Below are 21,828 nucleotides of genomic sequence, written 5' to 3' on the forward strand. Positions count from 1 at the left end.
TGTGCCACTCTACCGATCGGTTGCGGGTATCTCCAGGGCGCGGTAGAGGCGGTCGGGCACGAGGCTGACCAAATCGTCGGTCCAGCGCGCAAGGTCGGTGGGCTCGTCGGAGCGGAACCAGTCGTTCATGACCTCGCATTCCAGCTTCGAGAATATCTCTACGATGAAGCGCAGGTTGTCGTTCACTTCGACGTGGCGGTAGTTCTCTAAGGTGTCGAACAAGACGCTCTTGCGGTTCTCGGGCATGATGGTCTGCCCGAAGGGCGTGTTGATCGAGTACTGGATGGACTCGCGGAAGAAATCGCGCTCTTGGGCGATGAGGCGCAGATGGTGGTAGTACCCCGTCTTCCAGTCGATGGTGCGGCCGATTTCGTTTAAGTAGAACTGGCGGCAGAAGATGGAGTACCACCAGGGAATGTCGTACTTGCTCTCGAAGTGCCGGTAGAAGGTTTGCCGCGATATGCCGGCATTGCGGCAGATCTCGCCTACGGTAATCTGATCGAGAGATTTGCTCACTGCATGGAGAATTCTCATCTTGGTGCTCAAATTGGGAGAAGTGAAAATGCTCTCGCCCGCCATCAGATCAGTAATCATGGCTTTCGCCCCTTTGTTCTAGCCCTTGAAAAACGCCCCCGAAAGCTTGTATTGACCCCTATTATAACACCTGATGAAAGCCGCATTATTGACGCTGCGTCCATAAGAGGGAGCCCCTGTGGGCGACAGTGTCTCGCCTTTGCTCGGATTATGGTACATTCTCTCGCTTTTGTCTCCTATTTCAAACAAAATATCCCTGACATTCTGTTGCGAGGAACAGGGTGGGGTAAACGACCTTTGCGGTCATCGTTGTGCGTCCGCATAATCTTAGTCACGGGAGATAGCGCTCACTCCAGCACTTCAATGCTTTGGGAACGAAGAAAGAGGACTCCTATGAACGAACGAGCAAAATACAAGCTCATCGGATTCATCATGATGTTCGCCTCCTCCTCGCTGATGGGCGGCATCGGGGCATTCACGCGCTTTATCGACGCTCCGGGCGACTTTGTGTCGTTTTGGCGTAATTTCGCAGGGCTTATCGCACTATCGATCATCTTTCTGTTTATCGGGGGATTCAAGAAGGTGAAAACCACGCGCTTCTCGGGCACGATGCTTCTCTCCGGCATCTTCCTCGGGTTGCTGTCGGGCCTGTACTGCCTGTCTACCCAGTACACGACGCTGGCCAACGCGTCGTTCCTCATCTACACCGGTCCCATCTATTCCACGGTTCTCGCGGCGATCTTCCTCAAAGAGAAGATCGACTGGAAAGGCATCTTGTGCATCGTGGCTGTGGTGGTGGGCATGCTGTTCATCGTGGGCATCGTGACCCCGGAGGGCCTGACCCTCGATCTTGACCCCGCCTACACCTTCGGCAACGCCATCGCCCTGGCCTCCGGCGTGGCCTACGGCCTGTACCTGTTCTTCTCCCGCTATCGGGAGGATTGCGACTCCAACGTGCGCTCCTGGTGGAACTTCCTGTTCGCATCGCTGGCCATTCTCGTGCTCCTGCTGTGGCACAACTTCTTCCTGCAGCCGCTTTCCTACACCGAGAAGGTGGGCGGCGTCACTCAGTTCGATGCGGCCGGCCAGATCATCACGCACCCCTGGAGCCTGTTCACCATGCCGCTCGATTCGTGGCTCTGGCTCATCGCGGCGGCGCTCATCACCGGTTTCGGCGCGTTCTATCTGCTCACCCATGCCACTAAGCGCCTGAAGGCCGGCGAGCTGGCCGCCATCTCCTACCAGGAGACCATCATGGCGTCGCTTCTGGGCCTGTGCCTGTTCGGGGAGACCATGACCGCCTTTCAGCTTATCGGCGGCGCGCTCATCGTCATCGGCGGCGTGAGCCAGATCGTCTTCACCACCAAGGCCGCCAACGAGGTAGAGGGGGACGCGGCCGTGAACGGCGAAGTGTCCCTGGCCGCCCAGGTGGGCGCTGGCGGAGCCGGCCTCATCGACGCCACGCCCGACGGCATGGATCCGCGCATGGCGACCAAGGCCGACGGTGCCGACGCGGCGGCGCACCGGTACGACTGCGAGCACGCGAAGCTGGCGTGCGACTAGCGCGACGGCAGGTCGCGCGGCGCTGGCGACTCTTTTGATCCGGCGCCTACAGCATCCCATCCCATCCAGTGGTTTTTGCGGGCCCCGTCCCCGGGGCGGGGCCCCTTACGGTTTCGCTTAGGAGGATCTCATGAAGAACACGGTGTACATGGAAGAAATGGATGCGTTCACCTATCGGGACAAGCTCGCCCAGGAAGCGGTTATGTTCATCCCCGTCGGCGCCCTGGAGCAGCATGGCAGCCACATGGCCATGTGCGTGGACGCCGCGCTCACCAAGGCCATGGCCGGCGCCACGGCCGAGGCGCTGGTGGCCGACACCGAGGGGGCGGTGGAAGGCGTGGTGTGCGCCCCGATCAACTTCGGCTATCGCTCCCAGCAGCGCAGCGGCGGCGGCTTCCACCTGTCGGGCACCACATCGCTGGCCGGCTCGACGCTCATCTCGCTGGCGCGGGATATCTGCTACAACCTCATCGAGGACGGCGCCCGCAAGATCGTGTTCATGAACGGCCACTACGAGAACTACCAGTTCATCTTCGAAGGGGCCCAGCTGGCTTTGGAGAAAGCCCGCACCGATGGCATCTCCGATGTGAAGATACAGCTTCTGTCCTACTGGGATTTCGTGGACGATGCCACCATCGACGCGCTGTACCCCGATGGGTTCACCGGCTGGGATTTGGAGCATGCCGGCGTGATGGAGACCTCGCTCATGCTGCTGTTCCACCCCGATCTCGTGGACATGGATCGCATCGATGCGGGGGTCTACTGCGACCTGCCCGCCGTCCTGCCGAACTACGATGTGCTGCCGGTGGTGCCCGGCTACACGCCTCCTTCCGGCTGCCTGTCGCATCCCGGGGAGTCCACCCGCGAGAAGGGGGTCATCCTGCGCGATGTGGCCGTGCGCAACATGGTCACTGCCATCGAGAACGAGTTCTACCGTCCGGGTGATTTCCATGAGAACTAGCGACATCGCCCCTTCGGGCTCTGCGGCCGCCCCGGCGCTGGATGCCGATGTTCCGATCGCCCCTGCGGCCGGCGCCGCCTCGAAGGGTGCCCTGGGACGCGTGGCTCTCTCCTCGTTCCTCGGCAATTTTATCGAGTGGTTCGATTACGCCACCTACACCTACTTCGCCATCACTATCGGCGCCGTGTTCTTCCCGGAATCGGGGGTGAATTCGACGCTCATGGCGTTCGCCGTCTTCGCGCTGTCCTTCATCTTCCGGCCTTTGGGCGCGGTGTTCTGGGGGAACATGGGCGACAAGAAGGGCCGCAAGTGGTCGCTTTCCATTTCCATCTTCCTCATGTCCGGTGCGGCATTCCTCATCGGGTGCCTGCCCTCCTTCGCCGCCATCGGCATCGCTTCGCCCGTTCTGCTGCTCGTGCTTCGTAGCGTGCAGGGGTTCTCGGCAGCGGGGGAGTACTCGGGCGCGGCGGTGTTTCTCGCCGAGTACGCGCCGGCCGATAAGCGGGGCCGTTACTGCTCGCTCGTGCCGGCCTCCACGGCTACAGGCCTGTTCGTCGGTTCGACGGTGGCCCTCGTGCTGAAGAGCGTCCTGCCCGAGGCTGCGCTCATCGAATGGGGCTGGCGCATTCCGTTCCTCATGGCCGGTCCTTTGGGGTACATCGCCCATTTCATCCGCACGCGTTTGGAGGACTCGCCGGCGTTCCATGAGATGGAGCACGAGAAAAAGGAGGTCGATCGTCCCAGTCGCCTCGTGTTCAAGAAGTACCGGCGGCGCCTTCTGTCTTCCATCGCCGCCACCATGGTCAACTCTGTCGGCTTCTACCTGGTGCTCACCTACCTGCCCACGTATCTGACGAGCTATACGACCATGGGTGCCTCCGAGGCCCAGCTGGCCACCGACATCGCGCTGGTTACGTACATCTTCATCATCTTCGGCGCCGGGCGCCTGTCGGATAGGGTGGGGCGGCGACGCATGCTGCTGGGCGCCTGCGCGACGTTTATCGTGCTTTCCATTCCCTGTTTCCTCATGTTGGGGACGGCGTCGCTGCCCATCGTTATTGTCGCCGAGCTGATCATGTGCGTGACGCTGTCACTCAACGATGCGAACATCGCCTGCTATCAGGCGGAGATGTTCCCCACGGAAGTGCGCTACACCGGTGCGGCTTTGGGTTCGAACATTGCCTACGTGGTGTTCGGCGGCACGGCGTCGTTTGTGGCCACGGCGCTCATCGACGCCACAGGCAACGGGCTCATGCCAGCTTTTTACATGATGGCCATCAGCGCGGTGGCCGGCGCTATCCTGTTCTTCACAGCTCACGATTATAATGGCATACCCCTGGACGAGATCAGGTAGCTGGTTGGTTGACGCTGGCTCGTGCCCCTTCTTTCGGGCCAGCTCCCTCTGAGGTGCCAGCTACCGCCTCGTTCCGGCGGATCGGCCGCTTGCCCGGCGGCCGCCTTTCGAAGGCCCCGCAGCCTGCCCTGGCTGCGGGGTCTTCCGTCATCTGCGGCGACGTGCTACCCTACAGGGCGGCAGCCGTTAAGCCGGGTGCGACCCGGCATCATGAGCAGGAGCGGAGGTGGAAGCGTGGCGAAGGTGAGCCCGGGAGTCTACAAAAAAGTGCTGCGCGTGCGCGAAGCCTACCCCTTCGATATCGCCTGTTTGCTCATGCGCTTCTTCGGCAGCATGCTGAACATCGGCGTAGTCACGATGATCACGCTGTCGGGCTACTCCTTTCTCACGGCAGGGCTGTCCTCGTCGCTCATCGCGCTGTCCATCTTCGTGGTGACGCCCCGGGTGTCGAAGCGCATCGACGAGCGCGGCCAGTCGGCCGTGGTGCCCAAGGCCGCGGCCGTATCGCTTTTGGGCCTCGTTGTCCTTATTGCGAACGTGGCGCTGCACGGGCCGGTATGGCCCCTGTTCGTAGGAGCGCTGCTGGTGGGGTTTTTCCCGAGTCCCCAGGCCATGGCCCGCGCCCGGTGGACCTACCTCATCCGCTCCGGTCGTTTGGGGGAGGCGGCTCCCGACTTGCGCACCATGTTCTCCTACGAGAGCGTGCTCGACGACATGGCGTTCATCTTCAGCCCGTCCATCTCCATCGCGCTCGCCGCTGCCATCGCCCCGGTGGCGGGTATGGTGTGCGGCGGCGTCGCCTTTGCCGTCGGGGCCGTGCTTCTGTGCGCGGCCAAGAGCACCGAGCCGCATCCCGGTTGGTCGCAGGCTGGGGCTGCGGGGAACGATGCCGATATCGTCGATGTCGCTGATGCCGCCGATGCCGTCGCCGATGTGGCGGGAGACGGTGCGGCCGCTTCGAAGGGCGCGCTCGCCGAGGGGGCGGCTGCCGTCGCTTCGGCAGCGTCCGTGCCTTCGAAGAGCCTGCTTGCCACCTCCGCAGCGGTGCGCGTGCTGTTCGTGATCTACGCCTTCGCCGGGTCGTTCCTCGGCCTGTTCGATACTGCCACAGTGTCGCTTTCCGAGGACTTGAACAGCCCCGATTTCGCCGGCGCGGTTCTTATGGCCTCGGGCGCGGTGTCCATGACGGCGGGCTTTCTGTTCGGCATGGTGCGTCTGCGGGCGCCCCTGCCCAAGCAGCTCGTGGTGGCCGCCTGTGCCGTCGGCCTGTCCTTCGGCACCATGTTCCTCATCGACTCGGCGCCCACGCTGATGGCGGTGGCGCTTTTGGGGGCGTGCACCTACGCGCCGCTGCTCATTGTGGCCAACGGCGTCTGCGAGCGCGCCGTGCCCGACGCGCGCCTCACCGAGGCCATCACGTGGCTCAATGCCGGCTATACCTGTGGGGCCGCCTTCGGGCCCACCGTGGCCGGCGCTCTCATCGACACCTTCGGTACCATGGCCTCCTTCAAGGTGGGCACGCTTCTGTGCCTGGGCATGCCGCTTACGGCCATACTCTGCTATCGCGTGGTGAAAGCGAGCATCCTTCCCGCCTACACGGTGGTGGAAGAGCGCGAGGTGTAGGCGGTCGCTCTCTTGGGGCCCTTCAAGCTTACTTAACCCTTGCGGAATTAGATGACAATTTTCCCACTGATCCGGTGTCAAAAGGGGAATGATGGCACAATAGCCCCAACGTCATTCGAGTCGGAGCGCCTCTGGTTTGCGCGGCGTCTCGCGTACCGCAAGGTGCAGGCATTTCGACTCCGGAAAGAGGAGGTTCCCATGGATCCGATGAACTACACGCCCCCGGTGCAACCTGCGCCCGCGCCTTCGCCCGCCTACACCACCAGCTGCCTGAAGGCCGCCTGGGAAGACGTGAAGGCGACGCCGAACTACATAAGCCGGCTGTTGGTGCTCGGCCTCATCATGTGCGTGCCGATTCTGAACTTCGTCGTGGCCGGCTACCTTCTGTTCTGGTCCCGCGAGGTGCCCTTCGGCGGCCGCAGCCTCTTGCCCCAGAAAATCGTGACGGGCAAGAACTTCGAGTATGGCTTTTACGCTTTCGTGCTGACGCTGGTGGTGGGCCTGGTTGGCGGCATCATCGGCGGTATCTTCGGCTGGATTCCCTTCATCGGCTGGGTCGTCTCCATCGCCGTTTCCCTGGCCACCTATGTGGCCGGCATCATCATGCAGATGCGCATGATCATGGGGCAGAGCCTGGGCGATGGCTTCAATGTGAAGGACATCTGGGAGAAGGCGCGCCGCAACTGGGGCCAGCTGTTCGCGGTGACGCTCATCCCCATGGCCATCGTCATCGGCATCTCGCTCGTGCTGAGCATCGTGGTGTTCTCGATCATGTTCCTCTGCATCATGGGCGCGGCTCCGACCATCGCCGCCATAGGCGGTGCGGCCGACCCCTCCTTCGCCCAGATCATGTCGCTCATCGTCGCCCTGGCTGGCCCGATGATTTTCTGCACGCTCATCCTGTACGTGGTGCTGTCGGTGGCGGAAACCTTCGCCGAGGCCGTGGCCATCCGCGGCGTGGCCCACTGGGTCGCCCGCTACGCCCCCGAATGGACGACGCTTTCCGCTCCGCGCTACTAATAAACTACAGGCAGAACAAAAACGGCTGGCAGAGGGCCGGGCCGCACATGAGGCAGCAGCACAGCGAGCTCGGATCCGCGCAGCCGCCGAAGCCGCGGCTCTCGCTCTCCTGCTGGTAGGTGCGGGCGCGGGCGCCGATGACGGCCTCGGCCTGGCGGTAGTCGCCGTTGGTGGGGTCGGCCTTGCGGGCGGTGCGGATCTGGTCCACGGCGGCCACGGTGTTGCCGGCGCCGTAGTTGGCCAGCGCCGCTAAATAGTGCCAGCGGGCCGTGCGCTCCTTGATGGGCAGGGCCGCGAGCACGGTGAGGGCCGCCTTGTAGTTGCCGCCGTCGATGAACAGCACCGCCTGGCGCAGCTCGGCCGAATCGGTGGCCGACACCTCCGGCCGCGGCACCGAGGAGGCCTGGTTCCAGGTGTTGAACAAGTCCTCCCAGTTGATTTCCACCCACTGGTACTGGTACCCGCCGCCCGGCGCACCGCCGCCGTAAGGGCTGCCGGGGCCCGCGCCGCCGAAGGGGTTGCCGCCCGGCGTGCCGTAGCCGGTGTAGGTGGGGTTGTAGGGCGACCGATAGCGTCGGGCGTCCTCGCGGGCGTACTTCTCCGGGTTCGTGATGCGGTCGTAGGCCTCGTTGATCTTCTTCAGGCGCTCTTCGGCCTCGGGGTCGTCCGGGTTCAAATCCGGGTGGTTCTCCCGCGCCTTCCTGCGATAGGCCTTCTTTATCTCGTCGGACGTGGCCGTGCGGGGAACGCCGAGGATGTCGTACGGGTCTTCAGTCACGAAAATCTCCTAGGATGAGCGATGGGCGGCATCGGGGTGGATGCTCATCGATTCGAAGCGGTTTTCCATCCACTGGTTGTCGAACTGCTCGGCGCAGAACTGCTCGAGCGCGTTGTCGGGCGCCGCACCTGCCAAGCGCGAGTACCAGCAGTCGAGGGCCACGAGCGTCATGGCGCCGTCGAAGATCATGAGCGCCGCGCACAGTGCCGTAATCGAGTAGCGCCAGCGCCACGGGATGAGGTTCACCGTGTGCAAAAGTGCCGGGAGGGCCAGCTTCACCCACACCACGCCAAGGGCCCCCCACATGCACATGAACATGAAGTTGGTGCGACCGTTGATGTTGAGGAAGGTGCCGGTATAGTCCCAGGCGATGGCGCCGAAGGCGTATTCCATGAACCAGCTGACGAAGTACTCGAAGGCGCCTCCGATGACGGCGCTGACGAGGAACACCACGGGGATGGGCGCGTTGTGGAAGCGGTTGAGCGCCAGCGTCATGAGCACGGCGCCGAAGCCGTAAATGGGGGAGAAGGGCCCCCACAGAAGGCCGGCGCGATCCTCGTAGTGGCCGAAGTCGACCACGAGCACGTGGTAGATGGACTCGATGACCACCCCGGCCACCGAGGCGATGACGAAGATCCAGAACAGGTTGAAGAAGTCCAGTTCGATATAGCCGCGGCCGGTCTTGTCCAGGCCGAGGGTGCCGTCCTCGGCCTCCTCGCGCGTTTGCATGAGTCGCAGCCGCCGCTGCAGCTCGCGCTCGTCGGACAGCGACGGATCCACCCAGACGTGGGCCGCGATGAGGATGAGGGCGCAGGCGCCGAGGAACCACAGGCCCGGGTTCACGCCGAACAGCAGCAGATCGGCGGAGAAGGCGACGACGAGCCCTATAGCCACGGCCTCGGCGATGAGGCGGGCGCGCCGGCGGTTGCCGCGCAGGAGGCGGAAGCCGAGAACACCGGAGGCCAGGGCGCAGAAGCAGGCGGACAGCGCGAGCGTGACGTACAGGATGATGGTGAGCAGCGAGTCGTCGGTGTAGGTCTTCTCGACGAAGACGGTTCCCATTTGGGCGAGCGTGTGGATCACTTCGGGCACGACGGCCACGCCCCCGGCCATGAGCAGGGCGCCGAACACGCGAAGCGCCAGGGGAGTGCGCTCGCTTTTGCTGCCGTCTCCGATGCCGGGCGAGGGCTGCAAGGGGGTTTGTTGAAGAACCGTCGGATCCATGGGCCTATGGTATCATGACCCCCATCTTCAGGCGGCAAGCCCACAACAAGCCCGCAAGCTTGAGGGGCGTCCGTCACATTGCCCGCAGGGCAGCAGGCTGAAAGGAGCGCTGGTGGCAGTCGAACAGACAAGCACCATTTCATGGTATCTGCGCATGTTCTCGTACCTGCTGATGATTTGCGGCCTGTTCGGACTCGCCGTGGGCGGCGTGGTGATCTACGGGGCTCTCGCCGACGGGGCGGCCGCCGCGACGGGGCTTCCGCTTTCTGCCCTTGTGCTCGGCGTTGCCGCGGCGGTGGCCAACGGCATTACCATTGCGGCGGGGGTTCTCGGGCGCGCGGCCTCGCGCAACCCGGGGCGCGCGGCGGCCCTGCGCAGCCTCGCTTTGGCCGGCGTGGTCGCCTCGGTGTTCGGGTTGGGGCTGTGCTATGCCACGGGCGGCCAGCTTCCCACGTCGCTCATCTTCAACCTGTTGCTCATGGCGATTTGCGTCGTCATCGCCGACAACCTGGGGAAATCGGCCCAATAGTTCGCCCGCTGCCCTAGCCGACAGAGGGTCAAATACAGTATACTGCGACCCTAGGGCCGCACGGTGTTGGCCCTGCTGTCTCAGGAGGAATTATGACTGAACTCGATCCGCGCAACAGCGCTTCTCCGGCCGATTCCGCCCCCGACGAGGGTCTTTCCCCCCGCGCGGCCGCCGAGGCCAAGAAGGCTGCCGCCGCGAAAGCCGCCGCTGCGGCGTTCATCCAGAGTGCCGGGGACGATTACGGCAACGTCGAGGCCGCTCAGCCCCGCGACGTGAAGAAGGGCCAGCGCACGGCCGTCATCGTTGGTCTTATCATCTGCGTGCTCGTAGCCGCCGGCGTGCTCACCTATCTGTTCACCTCCGGCTTCTTCAACGAGCAGCCGGTCGCCGAGGAGACCCAGCGGGTGCCGCTGTCCGACGCCCGCGTCATCGCCGCCTTCGACGAGGTGGCCATGGACGCGCCGGACATCTCGCAGTACGCCTACGTCTCCCAAGACGCGCTCATCGGCCCGAAGTTCAGCGACATCGTGCTGAACGAGCCCACGAACTTGGGCGCGCCGGCCAACCAGATCGTCACCTGCGAGGCCACTGCCACGGCCACCTTCAAGAACAAGGGCGTCGAGATCAACGTGCCCGTGACCCTGCCCTTCGAGTACTCCGATGCCGGCGAGACGTGGGTTCCCGGCGATTTGGTGGTGGGAGAGGCGACGGCGGTGCCCTTGGCCAGTGCCAGCGCCAACGACATCCTGGCCAACCTGAACGACATCCTCGCGACCAACGACCCCACCTACGGGGAGGCCATGGCCGACGCCTCCATCGTGAAGACCGCCTCCGACCTCACCATCGACGGCGGCCCTATCACCGTCGATCTTTCGAAGACCGTGGAAAGCGAGGCCGACGGCGTGAAGACGAGCGAGCTGCGCACGTCGACGGTGACGCTGAACGTGGCCTGGTCCAACACCGAGGGCTGGCTTGTCACGGTGGCCGACGCGGGGCAGATCGACACGCAGACGAACCAGATTCCCGTCGCTCCGGCCGAGGGCACGGATTCTCCGGCATCGGTCGATCCCGCCAACACCGAGCCCGAGAACATCGGCAACGTCAAGTTCGGAGACTCGGTGTCGCTGTCGGGCACGCTTCAGGCGGTGGAAGACGCCGCAGGTCTTTCCTCCGGCAACAACTACACCAATAAGGGCACGACGGATAACGCCAATGGCAGCGTGCAGCTGGTGCTGAAGCTCACCCGCCCGCTGGACATGAATCTGAACGGCACCCAGTATCGGCTGACCACCATCGCCGTGGCCACCTCGGGCCTCGACGACAACGGCAAGAGCCTCATTGGCCGCAAGGCCGATGTGAAGGGCCCCCTGGAGGAGTCGTTCGCCACGTCCTGGTCGCCGGCGGGCGTGAAGGCCCTCGAGATCCACGTGGAATAGCGGACAGCATTTCGAAATGTGCAGACAGCGCCCCTTGGACGAAGGTTCAAGGGGCGCTGTGCTATGATTGCCGGTACTGCTTATTCGCGCCGGGCCGCTCGGCCGGCGCCTCGATACCTGAGGAGGTTGCCCGTGCCCCAAACGACAGATTGGGCCGATGTTCAGGTGGTGGGCATTCCCCGCGCGCTTCTGTTCTATCGCTTCGGCGTGCTGTGGACCACGTTCTTCGAATCCATCGGGCGCACCGTGGTGGTGAGCGACCCGACGGACAAGGCCATCGCCGATGGGGGCGATCGTCTTTCCGTGGACGAGTGCTGCCTGGCCTCGAAGGTGTTCATCGGGCACGTGGAAAGCCTTGCGGGCCGCTGCGACGCCGTCTTCGTGCCCTGCTATCCGACGAGCGACCACCGCAGCGGGTTCTGCACGAAGTTCCAGTCGGCCACCGATATGGTGCGCAACACCTTCCGCGACGACAAGCTGCGCGTCATCTCCTGCGAGGTGCAAAATGCCCGGAAGGCGAAGGACGTGCGCCGCGCCTTCTGCGACATGGCCGCCCGCATGGGCGTCGCGCCCAAGGACGCCCGCGCTGCCTTCAAGGCCGCCTGGGACGCCCAGCGCGCCCACGACGAGGCGCTGGCCACCGCCCAGGAGCGCACGCTGCGCCGCCTGGTCGACGAGCGCCGGGCCGCCGATGCCGCCGCCGCGGCCGGCGACGATTCGGTCACGCGCCCGCTTGGCATCCTGGTGGTGGCCCATCCCTACATTTCCCACGATCCGTACCTCTCCGGCGCGGTCATCGATTCGCTCGAGGATATGGGCGCCACGGTCGTCTACGCCGACGCCATGGATCACGAGCGCGCCTACAAGAAGAGCTTCGAGTTCTCCGGCACCATGCCGTGGCTCATCAACCGCGAGCTCATCGGCTCTATCCTCCTGGCTCAGGATGACATCGACGGCATCGTGCTCATCAGCGCCTTCCCCTGCGGCCCCGACTCCATGACCGACGACGCCATCATGCGCTGCATCCAGGGCACGCCGATTCTGAACCTGATGATCGATGCGCAGTCCGGCACCGCCGGCGTGGAGACCCGTGTGGAAAGCTTCGTCGACATCCTGCGCTTCCAGCAGAAGGGAGGCTATGTCCATGAGTAAGCCCCAGGCCCTCATCGAGCAGGTGCGCTCCTCGGTGGCCGTGGAGCTGGAGCGGCGCCACGCCCCGACGCTTCTGGCCGACCGCAAGGCCGCCAAAGCCGCCAAGCACAAGGCGAAGCACCACAAGTACACCAAGGCGGCGTTCTTCCGCTACTGCTACTACGATCCGGCGTTCAAGTTCTTCTGCGAGCAGGTGCTCGACGTGGACTACCTGCCCCTGCCCGAGGCCACCCGCGCTGCCAGCGAGGTGGGCGTCCAGAACTCGAGCGATTACGTGTGCACGCCCTTCAAGCACATCTTGGGAGACTTTGCCGAGGCGCTCGATTTGGGCGCCGACATCCTCATCCAGTTCGGCGGCCCGTGCCGGCTGGGCTATTACGGCGAGCTGCAGGAGTCCATCTTGCGGGACATGGGCTACGAGTTCATCATGATGAACTTTGCCCGGGGCATCGAACTGGGGTACATCGGCTGGGCCAAGGAAGTGCTGAAGACGGTGAACCCGAACATCGACGTTCCCCACGGCGTGGTGAAGCTGAAGGCCGTGGCGAAGATGATCGAGCATTTGGATTCCCTGCGCGACTTCTACCTGGCCAACGCCGGCTTCGAGGTAGAGCGCGGGGCCTTCGACGCCGCCTGGGTCTCGGCGATGGACGCCATGCGCACCTGCCTGGACGAGCGCGACATCAATGAGGCGTACCGCGAGGCCATGGCCGCCTTCCGCGCCATTCCGCTGGACAAGCCCGCCGATCCCATCCGCATCGGCATCGTCGGCGAGATGTTCACGGCCATCGACGAGCGCAGCAATTTGGGGCTCGACCACAAGCTCGTCGCCATGGGCGTGGAAGTGCACCGCATGTTGAACTTCACGAACCGCTACCTTCGCTACAACGAGCCGAACCTGCGCGTGGGGGCGAAAGACTACCTGACCTATGACATGGGGCCCACCTCCACGCTCACCGTGGCGGCGGCGAAGAAGTACGCTGCGGGGGGTTTCGACGGCCTCATCCACGCGAAGAGCGCCGGGTGCACGCCGGAGATCGACTGCATCCCCGTGCTGCAGAAGGTGAGTGAGGACTACTCGGTGCCCGTGCTGTACCTTACCTACGACTCCCAGACCTCCGACACGGGCCTGGACACGCGCCTCGAGGCGTTCTACGACATGCTTTCCATGAAGAAGGAGAAGAGCAAATGACAAAGGGTTATCTCGGCATCGACATCGGCTCCATTTCCACGAAGGGCGTGATCATCGACGAGAACCGCGCCATCATCGCGCGTTCGTATTTGTGGACCGAGGGCAACCCGACCGAGGCGTCGAAGAACGTCGTGCGCGAGCTGGAGCGCCAGGTGGAAGGCGCGGGGGTGGATATCGTCGGCGCTGGCACGACGGGCAGCGCGCGGCGTCTCGTGGGGGCCATGCTGGGGGCTTCCGTGATCAAGAACGAGATCACCGCCCATGCCGTGGGCACCACCCATCTGCACCCGGACGTGCGCACCATTCTGGAGATCGGCGGCCAGGATTCCAAGATCATCTGCGTGTCCGACGGCATCGCGGTGGACTACGCCATGAACACCTTGTGCGCCGCGGGCACCGGCTCGTTTCTGTCGTCGCAGGCGCACCGCTTGGGCGTGGAGGTAGAGGAGTTCGGCGACATCGCGCTCACTTCCACCAAGCCGGCCAACATCGCCGCCCGCTGCACCGTGTTCGCCGAGAGCGATCTCGTGCACAAGATCCAGGTGGGCTACGCGCGCGAGGACATCATCGCGGGGCTCTGCAACGCTGTGGCCAGCAACTACCTGAACAACGTGGGCAAGGGCAAGAAGATCGCCGCGCCCGTGGTGTTCCAGGGCGGCGTTTCCAAGAACGCTGGGGTGGTGCACGCCTTCGAGGAGCAGCTGGGGATGCCCGTGGCGGTGGATCCGGACGGGCACCTCATGGGCGCTTTCGGCGTGGCGCTTTTGGCTGCCGACGCGGGGCCGATTCGGGGCGCCGAGTCCGGCCCGTTCGCGGGAGGCACCTTCGACTTCGAGGCGATGCTCGACTTCGACTTCAAGACCCGCGAGATCGAATGCCAGAAGTGCGCCAACCACTGCGAGGTCATCTGCGTCTACCGCGACAAGGACATCATCGACTCCTGGGGCAACCGCTGCGACAAGGGCGCGGTGAAGACCACAGCGTAGGGACTCTTTCGCCGTGGTACAGGAGATTTTGTTGATGGCATGGGGCTGCTTTGGCGGCCCCTTTTTCGTACGGCAACATTGCCCGTCGACGCTTAGCGATAAAAGCGAGGTTCGATCACGACAAGCGACAGCTCGTCCTGCGCTCCCTTCAGCGTGGCTTTGGTGAGAAGGGCGAGCCCTTTATAGAAAGGATGCTCGGCGCAGACTTCCAGAAGGCCCAGATAATGGGGGGCCCAAGGGAGAAGATGCTCAGACAAGTACTCTTCTACCAGCTCGGGGCGTTCTTCAGTCAAAGTGGCGAGCAGCGAGAGCATAAGGCCGATATGGTCGTCAGGCATGCGGTCGTCTGCGAGGCGAGCGATGCCGTGTTGGCGCATCCAGCTCCGCAGACGCAGTGTGCTTTCCCCGAAGATGACTTGCTCCCGGTCGGTATAGACGGAGCCCCAAGGCGGCGCCGGTTTTTGCGCAGGGCCGATGAACAGTCTTCGGTACTCGTCCACAAGCTTGTCTTCGGCGCAGAAAGCCCCGTCAGCTTCGGTGGCGCGGCTCGCTTTCAGCCCCGCAACGATAAGATCGAGGCCTTCTTGCGCCTCGGTTTTGTCGGCCAAAGGCCATTCTGCCGTAGCCTCGTCGGCGTTAAGCAAGCTCAATGCTTCGAAAAGCGCTCCTGCGCTACCAGTGCGTGGATCCTGCAGAAACAGGGGAGATAGTGTGGCGCCTGCAAATGACAGGCTGTTCAGGACATCTACGGATGGGGTCAAGGAAAGCCTCCTGAGCAAGTCAGTGATTTCGGCGGGCTAGAATCCGACGGTCATATGCAGATTGTAGAACACAATGCGTGTTGCAAAGACGGCGGCGAAGGCGAGGATGGCGGCGGCGATACGCAGGATGAGGCGCGCACACTCGGTTGCTCGGGGTCGCAGGGCCCAGCCGTCGAGGAGGAGCGCGCCAGCCCCGACGAGGGCGAAGATGCCGATGACAAGAGGGTAGCCCGGCGCAAGCGAGGCTGCGGATATCTCATTGTTGGCGATTGAGGCCAGATAGGCGTTCTGGGCGAGCATGGAGACGACGCCGGCAGCAAGGCTCGCCGCCCCCAGGCCCACAAGGAGAAAGCTCCATCGTGATAGGGGTACTTTCGCAGCGGCAAGAAACAGCTGGCTTAGCACGGTCCCCTCGAATAAGCCCGTGAGCAAAAGGTTCGCCGGTGAATAAGGTGTGTTCCAGGTGGGCACGGTGCGCACGGCGTAGGCTTGGGAGGTGCACGCTAGCAGGGCGATTCCTGCAAGGCAAGCGACGAGCAGCCATGGCTTCGCAGCAGCATCGGGAAAGTTCACCTTGAAGGCGACCATCCAATAGGATCCAGCCAGGAACAAGAACATCACGGCGGCCAGCACCTCGTTGGAAAGCGGAGAGGTTCCCACGCCTGAGAACACGTGAAGCGCGTTGGCCGGCGTACCCAGATGCGTTGCCGAGGCGATGAAGCCAACGAGCGCAACGGCGAAAGGCAGCGCGATCATGCGGTCGATGCGAACCGCGCGCTCGTGGTCGATAGCAAATAGGCGCGCCAGAGCCATGATGATGAAAGCTACGACGCCTGCAGGGGCCAAGGCGGTGAACAGCGCAAGGGAAAGATTGTCGAGGCCGCTTGTCATAAGCCGATTTCCTTGCGGTTGACCAGCGCGCCCTTGCGACCTTGGGCAGCAGCGGGGCAGGGCCGGATGAATAAATTGGGCCCGGTCTCCGTTTCCGAAGGCAAAGGAAGGATGTCGCCGCGCACCTCGTCCCACCATTCGGCATGGCGCTCGAAGATGTCGCCCTTCTCCCCGAAATCCAAAGCGCGCAAGGGGCAGGCCTCCACGCAGATAGGGGCCTGCCCCGCGGCCAGACGCTCGCGGCAGCCATCGCACTTGCTCGAGCGCTTGAGCTCTTTATCGATGACGGGCGCATGGTAGGGGCAGGCCATGGTACAGTAGCCGCAACCGATGCATTTGGTGATGTCGGGCCAGATAAGCCCCGTCTCATCGCGATGCATGGCCCCTGTGGGGCATACCTGGGTGCAGGCGGGGCTGGCGCAATGGTTGCAGGCCAGAGAAATGTGATAGGCGAAGGCGTCTTGGGAAACGGTTCCGTCCTCTGCTACGTTCCAGTCGCCGCCCTCGTAGTCGAGCACGCGGCGAAATCCTTCGTCGGGCCCATGGTCGTGGTAGTCCTTGCAGGCCATGACGCAGGTCCTGCATCCAGTGCAGCGCGCGTTATCGAAGAAAAATCCCTTCGGCATGGTCTCCAAGTCCCTTCAAACGGCGTAGCTCGGGCGAATCCGTGCTACGCCTCAATCATATCGGAAGCGGGCCGCCGCCTATGAGGGAGGGGTCGCGGCGGCCCTGAATGCTCCTTAGGCGTTTTCCACTTCCTTCGGATTCGCGATGGCGCCGGTGGTGTCACCGCAGTCTTTGGCGGCCGGGCAGGCCAGAATGGCCACAGAGGGCTTCGTCGCATCCGGAGGAGCCATGGGGGCAATGCCGTCCACGGTGCCGGGGTGCGCCGCTCGCAGCTTTTCGATGTCCCCGAACTCGAGGGCCCGAAGCGGACAGGCGTCCACGCAGATCGGCATCTTGCCCTCGGCCACGCGGGAGGCGCAGCCGTCGCATTTCGCGGATTTCATGGTCTCGGTGTCCACTACGGGCACCTCGTAGGGACAGCTTTTCACGCAAGTGCCGCAGCCAATGCACTTCTCCTCGTCGCGGGACACGAGCCCGGTATCGGCATCCTTTTCCAAGGCGCCTTGGGGGCAATTGGCCACGCAGGCCGGCATTGCACAGTGGTTGCAGGCCATGGACACGTGGTAGGCCCAGCTCGTCGGCTCAAAGGTACCGTCACCGTTGTCTTTCCAATCGCCACCCTCGTAGTCGAACACGCGGCGGAAAGCGTAGTTGGCGGGCAGGTCGTTGTAGTCTTTGCAGGCCATCTCGCAGGTGCGGCAGCCGGTGCAGCGGGTGCTGTCGAAATAGAATCCGTACTGAGTCATCTTCGTACCTCCCTTAGGCCTTCGCAATCTGGACGATCATGGAGTGAGTGCCGTTGCCCTTGGCCATCGGCGTTGGTTTGTACTGCGTGAGCGTGTTCACGCAGCCGCCCTCGTCCACCTTGTCGCCATTCATGTTGGCCTTGTGCCAGGCGCCCTGCGGAATCATTACAGTTCCGGGGATGACGCGGGGCGTCACCTTCGCCTCGATGCGAATCTCGCCAACCGGACTTGTCACGGCAATCAGGTCGCCGTCTTCAATTGAGCGGCTCTCGGCATCAGCGGGGTTTACCCACAGCTGCTGACGGGCCACGGCTTCAAGCTCGGGGATGAAGCCGAACGATGAATGGGTGCGGCTCTTGTGATGGAAACCGCAGCAGTAGAGGGGGAATTCCTCGGTGACGGAACCGTATCCGTGAAATCCTGCTTGGAAGACGGGGATGGGGTAAATTACCTCGCCCTCTTCAAGATCCCAGGTACGTGACATCTCGTCCAGCGCTTCGGAGAAGATCTCGATTTTTCCGGAGGGGGTGCCCAGTGGGTTGGCGGAGGGATCGTTGCGGAACGCCTCGAAGGCGATGTAGGGTTCAACGGGTCGCTTATATACGCCCTGCTCGAGCATTTCCTCCCAGGTCGGCATGGAGCCATCTTCTTCGGCCCCCTGCTCATAGAGGAACTTTACCCATTCGTCATGAGTGCGGCCTTCGGTGAACGCATCACGCACGCCGAACTTATCGGCAATGTCGGCCATGACGTCATAGCTCGAGCGACACTCGCCGGGTGCTTCTTGAGCGGGAGTACCCAGAACTACGCCCGAGTACCATTCGGTGTATCCCTGGGTCTGCAGGTTCATTTGTTCTGAGCGCATGGCATCGGGCAGCAGAATGTCAGCGTATTTCGCCGAGTCGGTCATGACCGTGTCCCAGACGAGGATGAACTCGCATTTCGATTCGTCGACGAGAATCTCATGGGTCATGTTGATATCGCCATGCTGGTTGGTCAGACAGTTGCCGGCGTAGTTCCAGATGAACTTGATATCGGTACCAAGTTCATCGCCTCCGACAAGACCGGAATTTGTGGCGGTCATGGTATGGCCGTGATCCACGGCGTTAACCCACTGATAAGCGGGAATGGAAAGCGTGATGGGGTTTTCGCCTGCTGGCAAGCCGGGAACGAGACTTGTGAGCGCCATGGATTCACGCTCCCCGTTGTTGGTGCCCGGAAGTCCCCACTTGCCTAGGAGGAGCGGCAGCATGTAAATAGAGCGGCAGGCGTCCTCGCCATTTGTGTGGCGCTGGGGGCCCCATCCCTGGGTGATGAAGGGTGCCTTAGCAGCAGCGATGGTGTTGGCTAGTTCGCGGATGCTGGAGGCAGGAATCTGAGTGATGGGGGCGGCCCACTCGGGCGTCTTCTCCACCATGTCCCAGCCAGTGCCCATAATGTAATCCTTGTAGGATTTGTTCTGACCTTTGGCGGATTCGGGCATGGTGTCCTCGTCGTAGCCGAGGCAGTAAGTATCGAGGGATTCCTTGTCCACTTTGCCTTCGACGATCCATTCATGAGCGATGGCCGCGCAGAGGGCCGCGTCGGTACCAGGGCGAATGGGAAGCCATTCGTCAGGGTGGCCGGAGACCGTCTCGTTCATGCGCGGGTCGATAGAGATAATTTTGCCGCCGCGGTTCTGAATGGCTTCGCGAAGGCGGGCGAAATCCCATGAGGCATTGGCACCGCCCATGCGAGTTTCGGCGGGGCTGTTGCCGAACATGACGATGAGATCAGAATGCTCGGTTGCCTCAGTCAGAGAAGAGCCGTCGAGCGACGTACCGTACATGTAGGGCGCGACGGCCTCGATCATGTGGGCCGAATAGTCATAGGAACGGTTTAGGTAGCCGCCGAGCAGGTTGAGCAATCGGGCGGTGGGGTTGCCTGTTTTCGAGTACATGCCTGTGGCATAGTTGACGTAGATGGCCTCATTGCCATAGGTGTCGATGACGCGTTTCAGCTCGCTGGCGATGGTGTCGATAGCCTCGTCCCAGGTAATCTGCTCGAACTTTCCTTCGCCGCGTTTGCCCGCACGCTTCATGGGGTACAGCAGACGGTCGGGGCTGTTGAGCCAGCGTCGCATGGAGCGGCCGCGTAGACAGGCGCGGGCCTGCAAGTCGGTATCTCCTGTGTTATCGGTCTCCATGTAGAGCACTTTGCCATCGCGGGAGTGCCACTGGAAGACGCAGTTGCCGCCGCAGTTGACGTTGCACTGACTCCAGTGGATCTCGTCGGGCGCAGTCTCCTCTCCGGTGGCGGCCATGGGCTCCTCCCCGGCTCCGGTGCCAGATTGGGGTGCGCATCCGAAGAGTGCGGTACCCGCGGCTCCCGTGGCAGCCAGGCCCGCGAGCGAGCCTTTGACGAAGGTGCGGCGCGACAGGGTGGATTGGGTTTCAGTCATAGTCCCTCCTCTAGTTGAATTGCCTTCTCGCCGCTTTCAAAAGTACCGGAAAAGGGGAAGTGCCGAATCACACGACAAGTGTGATTTAAGGACAAAACCCCAGTTCGCGCGTTTTCGGGTGATACCGAAGTGCGGTCATTTGCCTAACAGGCGCATCCTCCTATGCTACCATGCGTGCCACCGAGATAAGAGAGGAGGTCAAGCTATGGCGACCGAGAGTGCCAGCGCAATCGGCCATGCGTCAAGTTGGGGCTATGCTTGTTTCCTCACGGTGAATGCCACCTCGGTATGGGGCGGCATCTTCCCGTTTCTTCCCCTTGAGTTTCAGACGGTGGAAGTGACTCTCACGTTCTTTTTGACTCAGGCTGTGGCTTTTGGCGGCGCCTTCCTGGCGAGTATGCTGGGATCGTATTTCTTTCCCTACGGTGCTCGGCGCATGCTCGTCTCGCTTTCCGCTGTCCTGCTATTCCTTGGGTCGGCCTGTCTGATTACAGCCATGTACGTGGCATCGGCTGCCATTGCATTTGTGGGAGCTGGCGGGGTGCTTCTCGGAATCGGGTGCGCCGGCATGTTCATGCTCTGGCAGCGGTATTTTGCTTCCCTCGATGCGAGAACCGGCAATTTCCGCCTTATTGTGGGCACGGCTATCGCTCCCTTCATCTACCTTGCCCTGTATTTAGTGCCCATTGCGCTAACGGCTTTTCTCGTCCCCCTGATCTTCGTGCCTCTGTGCGGTCTGTGCGTGGCACTTTCGGTGCGCGAGATGAACTTCGAGCAGCCCATGTTCGAGGACGTCCCGCGTCAGCACCCGCGCGTCTACCGTCAAGTGGTGGCCGACTATTGGCGCAGTGCTTTATGCGTGGGATCGCTTGCTCTGGTAGCCGGCGTCATTCGCGGAATCGCTCTGCTACATGAGGAAATTAGCTCGCTTGTCAACAGCGCGTCCATGCTTGGTTCGTTTATTGCGGCTGCGGTGCTTTTAGTCCTGTGGCACCGCATGAGCTTTCGCTTCGGCCTCATCTCTGTGTTCCGCGTGGTATATCCGCTGCTCACGCTGGGATTTCTTCTCATGCCGTTTTGTGGCTTGGTGTATCTGAACGCCTTCGCGGCGGTCGCCTACATGGTCTTTTCCCTTGTGCAGATGCTCATGATGATGCAGTGCGCCCAGGTCTCCCGCGATCGTGGTATCAATCCTGTGTTCATCTACGGGTTCTTTGGGGCTATCGTCTATATTTTGCAAAGCGTCGGCTTCCTTTTTGGCTGGGCGAGCGAATTGACGGTGCCCGCGGGCTCCCAGTGGTTGTATTTCGTGGCGCTTATCTCTAGCTGCGGACTGGGGATCACGCTCCTGGTCTCTACGGGAACCCTTTTCAGGCCGATGGTGTCGAAAGGCACCGTAACCGCCGACCCCATCGAGTTCTATTCTCTTGCCGCCGTGCCCGCCGTGTCAGTGGGGAGAGGAAGCGGCTCGGTCTTTGGCGAGGATACTCGAAAGGCGAACTGCGGCTTAGGAGCGGAACTGGGCAGAGCGTCAGCGGAGTCTTTGGAGGATGGCGATTCCCGCGTAAGATCTACCGCCGACGATAAACCGGCCACGCCAGCCAAACGTCGTCGACGTCGGCCTTCGGCTTCGGAGGACGCCGGTGCCATTCGCGACCGGCTTTCCAAGCAGTGCCTGGTACTGCAGGAACGCCACGGTCTTTCCATGCGCGAGACAGAGGTGATGGAGCTCATCGCCCGCGGCAACTCCATGGCGGCCATCGCCGAGCGGCTTGTTATCAGCGAGAATACTGTGCGTACTCACGCTAAGCATATTTACACCAAATTGGACATTCATCGCCGCCAAGAGCTTCTCGATATGCTGCGCGAATTGGGGGATTAGCCATCTTTGCAGTATTGCAAAGATGGCAGGAGCCTCCTCGCCGCTTACCGAGTGGCCTCTTTTCTTTTTTCGCTGAACCCATAGCATCAGAACATTCACTTTTTCACGGACGAGATGCGAGAGCGAGGT

General features: G+C 62.5%; 19 protein-coding genes. 11 read left to right on the forward strand and 8 right to left on the reverse strand.

From position 1 onward, the window contains the following. Positions 1-9: 9 nt before the first annotated feature. Positions 10-594, reverse strand: a complete 585-nt coding sequence (locus tag AEQU_RS01700) for a TetR/AcrR family transcriptional regulator (protein ID WP_022739115.1) — start codon at positions 592-594, stop codon at positions 10-12. Between the two features lie 333 nt (positions 595-927). Between AEQU_RS01700 and AEQU_RS01705 the strand changes: the two genes are divergently transcribed. From AEQU_RS01705 to AEQU_RS01725, 5 genes are all read left to right on the forward strand, one after another. Further along, a complete protein-coding gene (locus tag AEQU_RS01705) occupies positions 928-2,097 on the forward strand; it encodes a DMT family transporter (protein ID WP_022739117.1) in 1,170 nt (389 codons plus the stop codon). A 130-nt stretch (positions 2,098-2,227) separates the two neighbouring features. Next, complete coding sequence (locus AEQU_RS01710; RefSeq protein WP_022739121.1) at positions 2,228-3,058, forward strand: creatininase; 831 nt, start codon at positions 2,228-2,230, stop codon at positions 3,056-3,058. Further along, the gene (locus AEQU_RS01715; protein ID WP_084280309.1) at positions 3,048-4,412 is read left to right on the forward strand and encodes an MFS transporter; all 1,365 of its coding nucleotides are present in this window, start codon (positions 3,048-3,050) and stop codon (positions 4,410-4,412) included. Before AEQU_RS01710 ends, AEQU_RS01715 begins: the two co-directional genes overlap by 11 nt. Before the next feature lie 234 nt (positions 4,413-4,646). After that, the gene (locus AEQU_RS01720) at positions 4,647-6,035 is read left to right on the forward strand and encodes an MFS transporter (protein WP_022739129.1); all 1,389 of its coding nucleotides are present in this window, start codon (positions 4,647-4,649) and stop codon (positions 6,033-6,035) included. 198 nt (positions 6,036-6,233) lie between these two features. Further along, complete coding sequence (locus AEQU_RS01725) at positions 6,234-7,055, forward strand: DUF4013 domain-containing protein (RefSeq protein ID WP_022739133.1); 822 nt, start codon at positions 6,234-6,236, stop codon at positions 7,053-7,055. 4 nt (positions 7,056-7,059) lie between these two features. Here the strand turns inward: AEQU_RS01725 and AEQU_RS01730 are convergent, their stop codons facing one another. Both AEQU_RS01730 and AEQU_RS01735 read right to left on the reverse strand, forming a co-directional pair. After that, complete coding sequence (locus tag AEQU_RS01730; RefSeq protein WP_022739138.1) at positions 7,060-7,833, reverse strand: DnaJ domain-containing protein; 774 nt, start codon at positions 7,831-7,833, stop codon at positions 7,060-7,062. Positions 7,834-7,842: 9 nt separating this feature from the next. After that, complete coding sequence (locus tag AEQU_RS01735; RefSeq protein WP_022739142.1) at positions 7,843-9,057, reverse strand: putative ABC transporter permease; 1,215 nt, start codon at positions 9,055-9,057, stop codon at positions 7,843-7,845. 112 nt (positions 9,058-9,169) lie between these two features. Between AEQU_RS01735 and AEQU_RS01740 the strand changes: the two genes are divergently transcribed. From AEQU_RS01740 to AEQU_RS01760, 5 genes are all read left to right on the forward strand, one after another. Beyond that, positions 9,170-9,586, forward strand: coding sequence for a hypothetical protein (locus AEQU_RS01740; protein ID WP_022739145.1), 417 nt, complete (start codon positions 9,170-9,172; stop codon positions 9,584-9,586). Positions 9,587-9,678: 92 nt separating this feature from the next. Then, positions 9,679-11,022 carry a hypothetical protein gene (locus AEQU_RS01745; RefSeq protein ID WP_022739147.1) on the forward strand — a complete coding sequence of 448 codons (1,344 nt, stop codon included), beginning with the start codon at positions 9,679-9,681 and terminating at the stop codon, positions 11,020-11,022. Positions 11,023-11,154: 132 nt separating this feature from the next. After that, positions 11,155-12,174 carry an acyl-CoA dehydratase activase-related protein gene (locus AEQU_RS01750; protein WP_022739151.1) on the forward strand — a complete coding sequence of 340 codons (1,020 nt, stop codon included), beginning with the start codon at positions 11,155-11,157 and terminating at the stop codon, positions 12,172-12,174. Further along, on the forward strand, positions 12,167-13,366 hold the full coding sequence (locus AEQU_RS01755; protein WP_244874830.1) for a hypothetical protein: 1,200 nt from the start codon (positions 12,167-12,169) through the stop codon (positions 13,364-13,366). The genes AEQU_RS01750 and AEQU_RS01755 overlap by 8 nt, the downstream gene beginning before the upstream one ends. Further along, on the forward strand, positions 13,363-14,352 hold the full coding sequence (locus AEQU_RS01760; RefSeq protein ID WP_022739160.1) for an acyl-CoA dehydratase activase: 990 nt from the start codon (positions 13,363-13,365) through the stop codon (positions 14,350-14,352). The genes AEQU_RS01755 and AEQU_RS01760 overlap by 4 nt, the downstream gene beginning before the upstream one ends. 92 nt (positions 14,353-14,444) lie before the next feature. Here the strand turns inward: AEQU_RS01760 and dmsD are convergent, their stop codons facing one another. The 5 genes from dmsD to AEQU_RS01785 form a co-directional block, all read right to left on the reverse strand. Next, positions 14,445-15,113, reverse strand: coding sequence for a Tat proofreading chaperone DmsD (gene dmsD, locus AEQU_RS01765; RefSeq protein WP_231699571.1), 669 nt, complete (start codon positions 15,111-15,113; stop codon positions 14,445-14,447). A gap of 36 nt (positions 15,114-15,149) precedes the next feature. Continuing rightward, positions 15,150-16,004, reverse strand: coding sequence for a dimethyl sulfoxide reductase anchor subunit family protein (locus AEQU_RS01770; protein WP_022739165.1), 855 nt, complete (start codon positions 16,002-16,004; stop codon positions 15,150-15,152). Further along, complete coding sequence (locus tag AEQU_RS01775; RefSeq protein WP_022739168.1) at positions 16,001-16,630, reverse strand: 4Fe-4S dicluster domain-containing protein; 630 nt, start codon at positions 16,628-16,630, stop codon at positions 16,001-16,003. The genes AEQU_RS01770 and AEQU_RS01775 overlap by 4 nt, the downstream gene beginning before the upstream one ends. A 114-nt stretch (positions 16,631-16,744) precedes the next feature. Then, positions 16,745-17,377 carry a DMSO/selenate family reductase complex B subunit gene (locus AEQU_RS01780; protein WP_022739171.1) on the reverse strand — a complete coding sequence of 211 codons (633 nt, stop codon included), beginning with the start codon at positions 17,375-17,377 and terminating at the stop codon, positions 16,745-16,747. 13 nt (positions 17,378-17,390) lie between these two features. Further along, positions 17,391-19,817 carry a DMSO/selenate family reductase complex A subunit gene (locus AEQU_RS01785; protein ID WP_022739174.1) on the reverse strand — a complete coding sequence of 809 codons (2,427 nt, stop codon included), beginning with the start codon at positions 19,815-19,817 and terminating at the stop codon, positions 17,391-17,393. 205 nt (positions 19,818-20,022) lie between these two features. On the opposite strand from AEQU_RS01785, the gene AEQU_RS01790 reads away from it, so the two are divergent. After that, positions 20,023-21,699 (forward strand): LuxR family transcriptional regulator, encoded by a 1,677-nt coding sequence (locus tag AEQU_RS01790; protein WP_022739179.1) that lies wholly within the window; start codon positions 20,023-20,025, stop codon positions 21,697-21,699. Positions 21,700-21,828 lie beyond the last annotated feature (129 nt).

Source organism: Adlercreutzia equolifaciens DSM 19450 (genome assembly GCF_000478885.1).
Lineage (GTDB): Bacteria > Actinomycetota > Coriobacteriia > Coriobacteriales > Eggerthellaceae > Adlercreutzia > Adlercreutzia equolifaciens.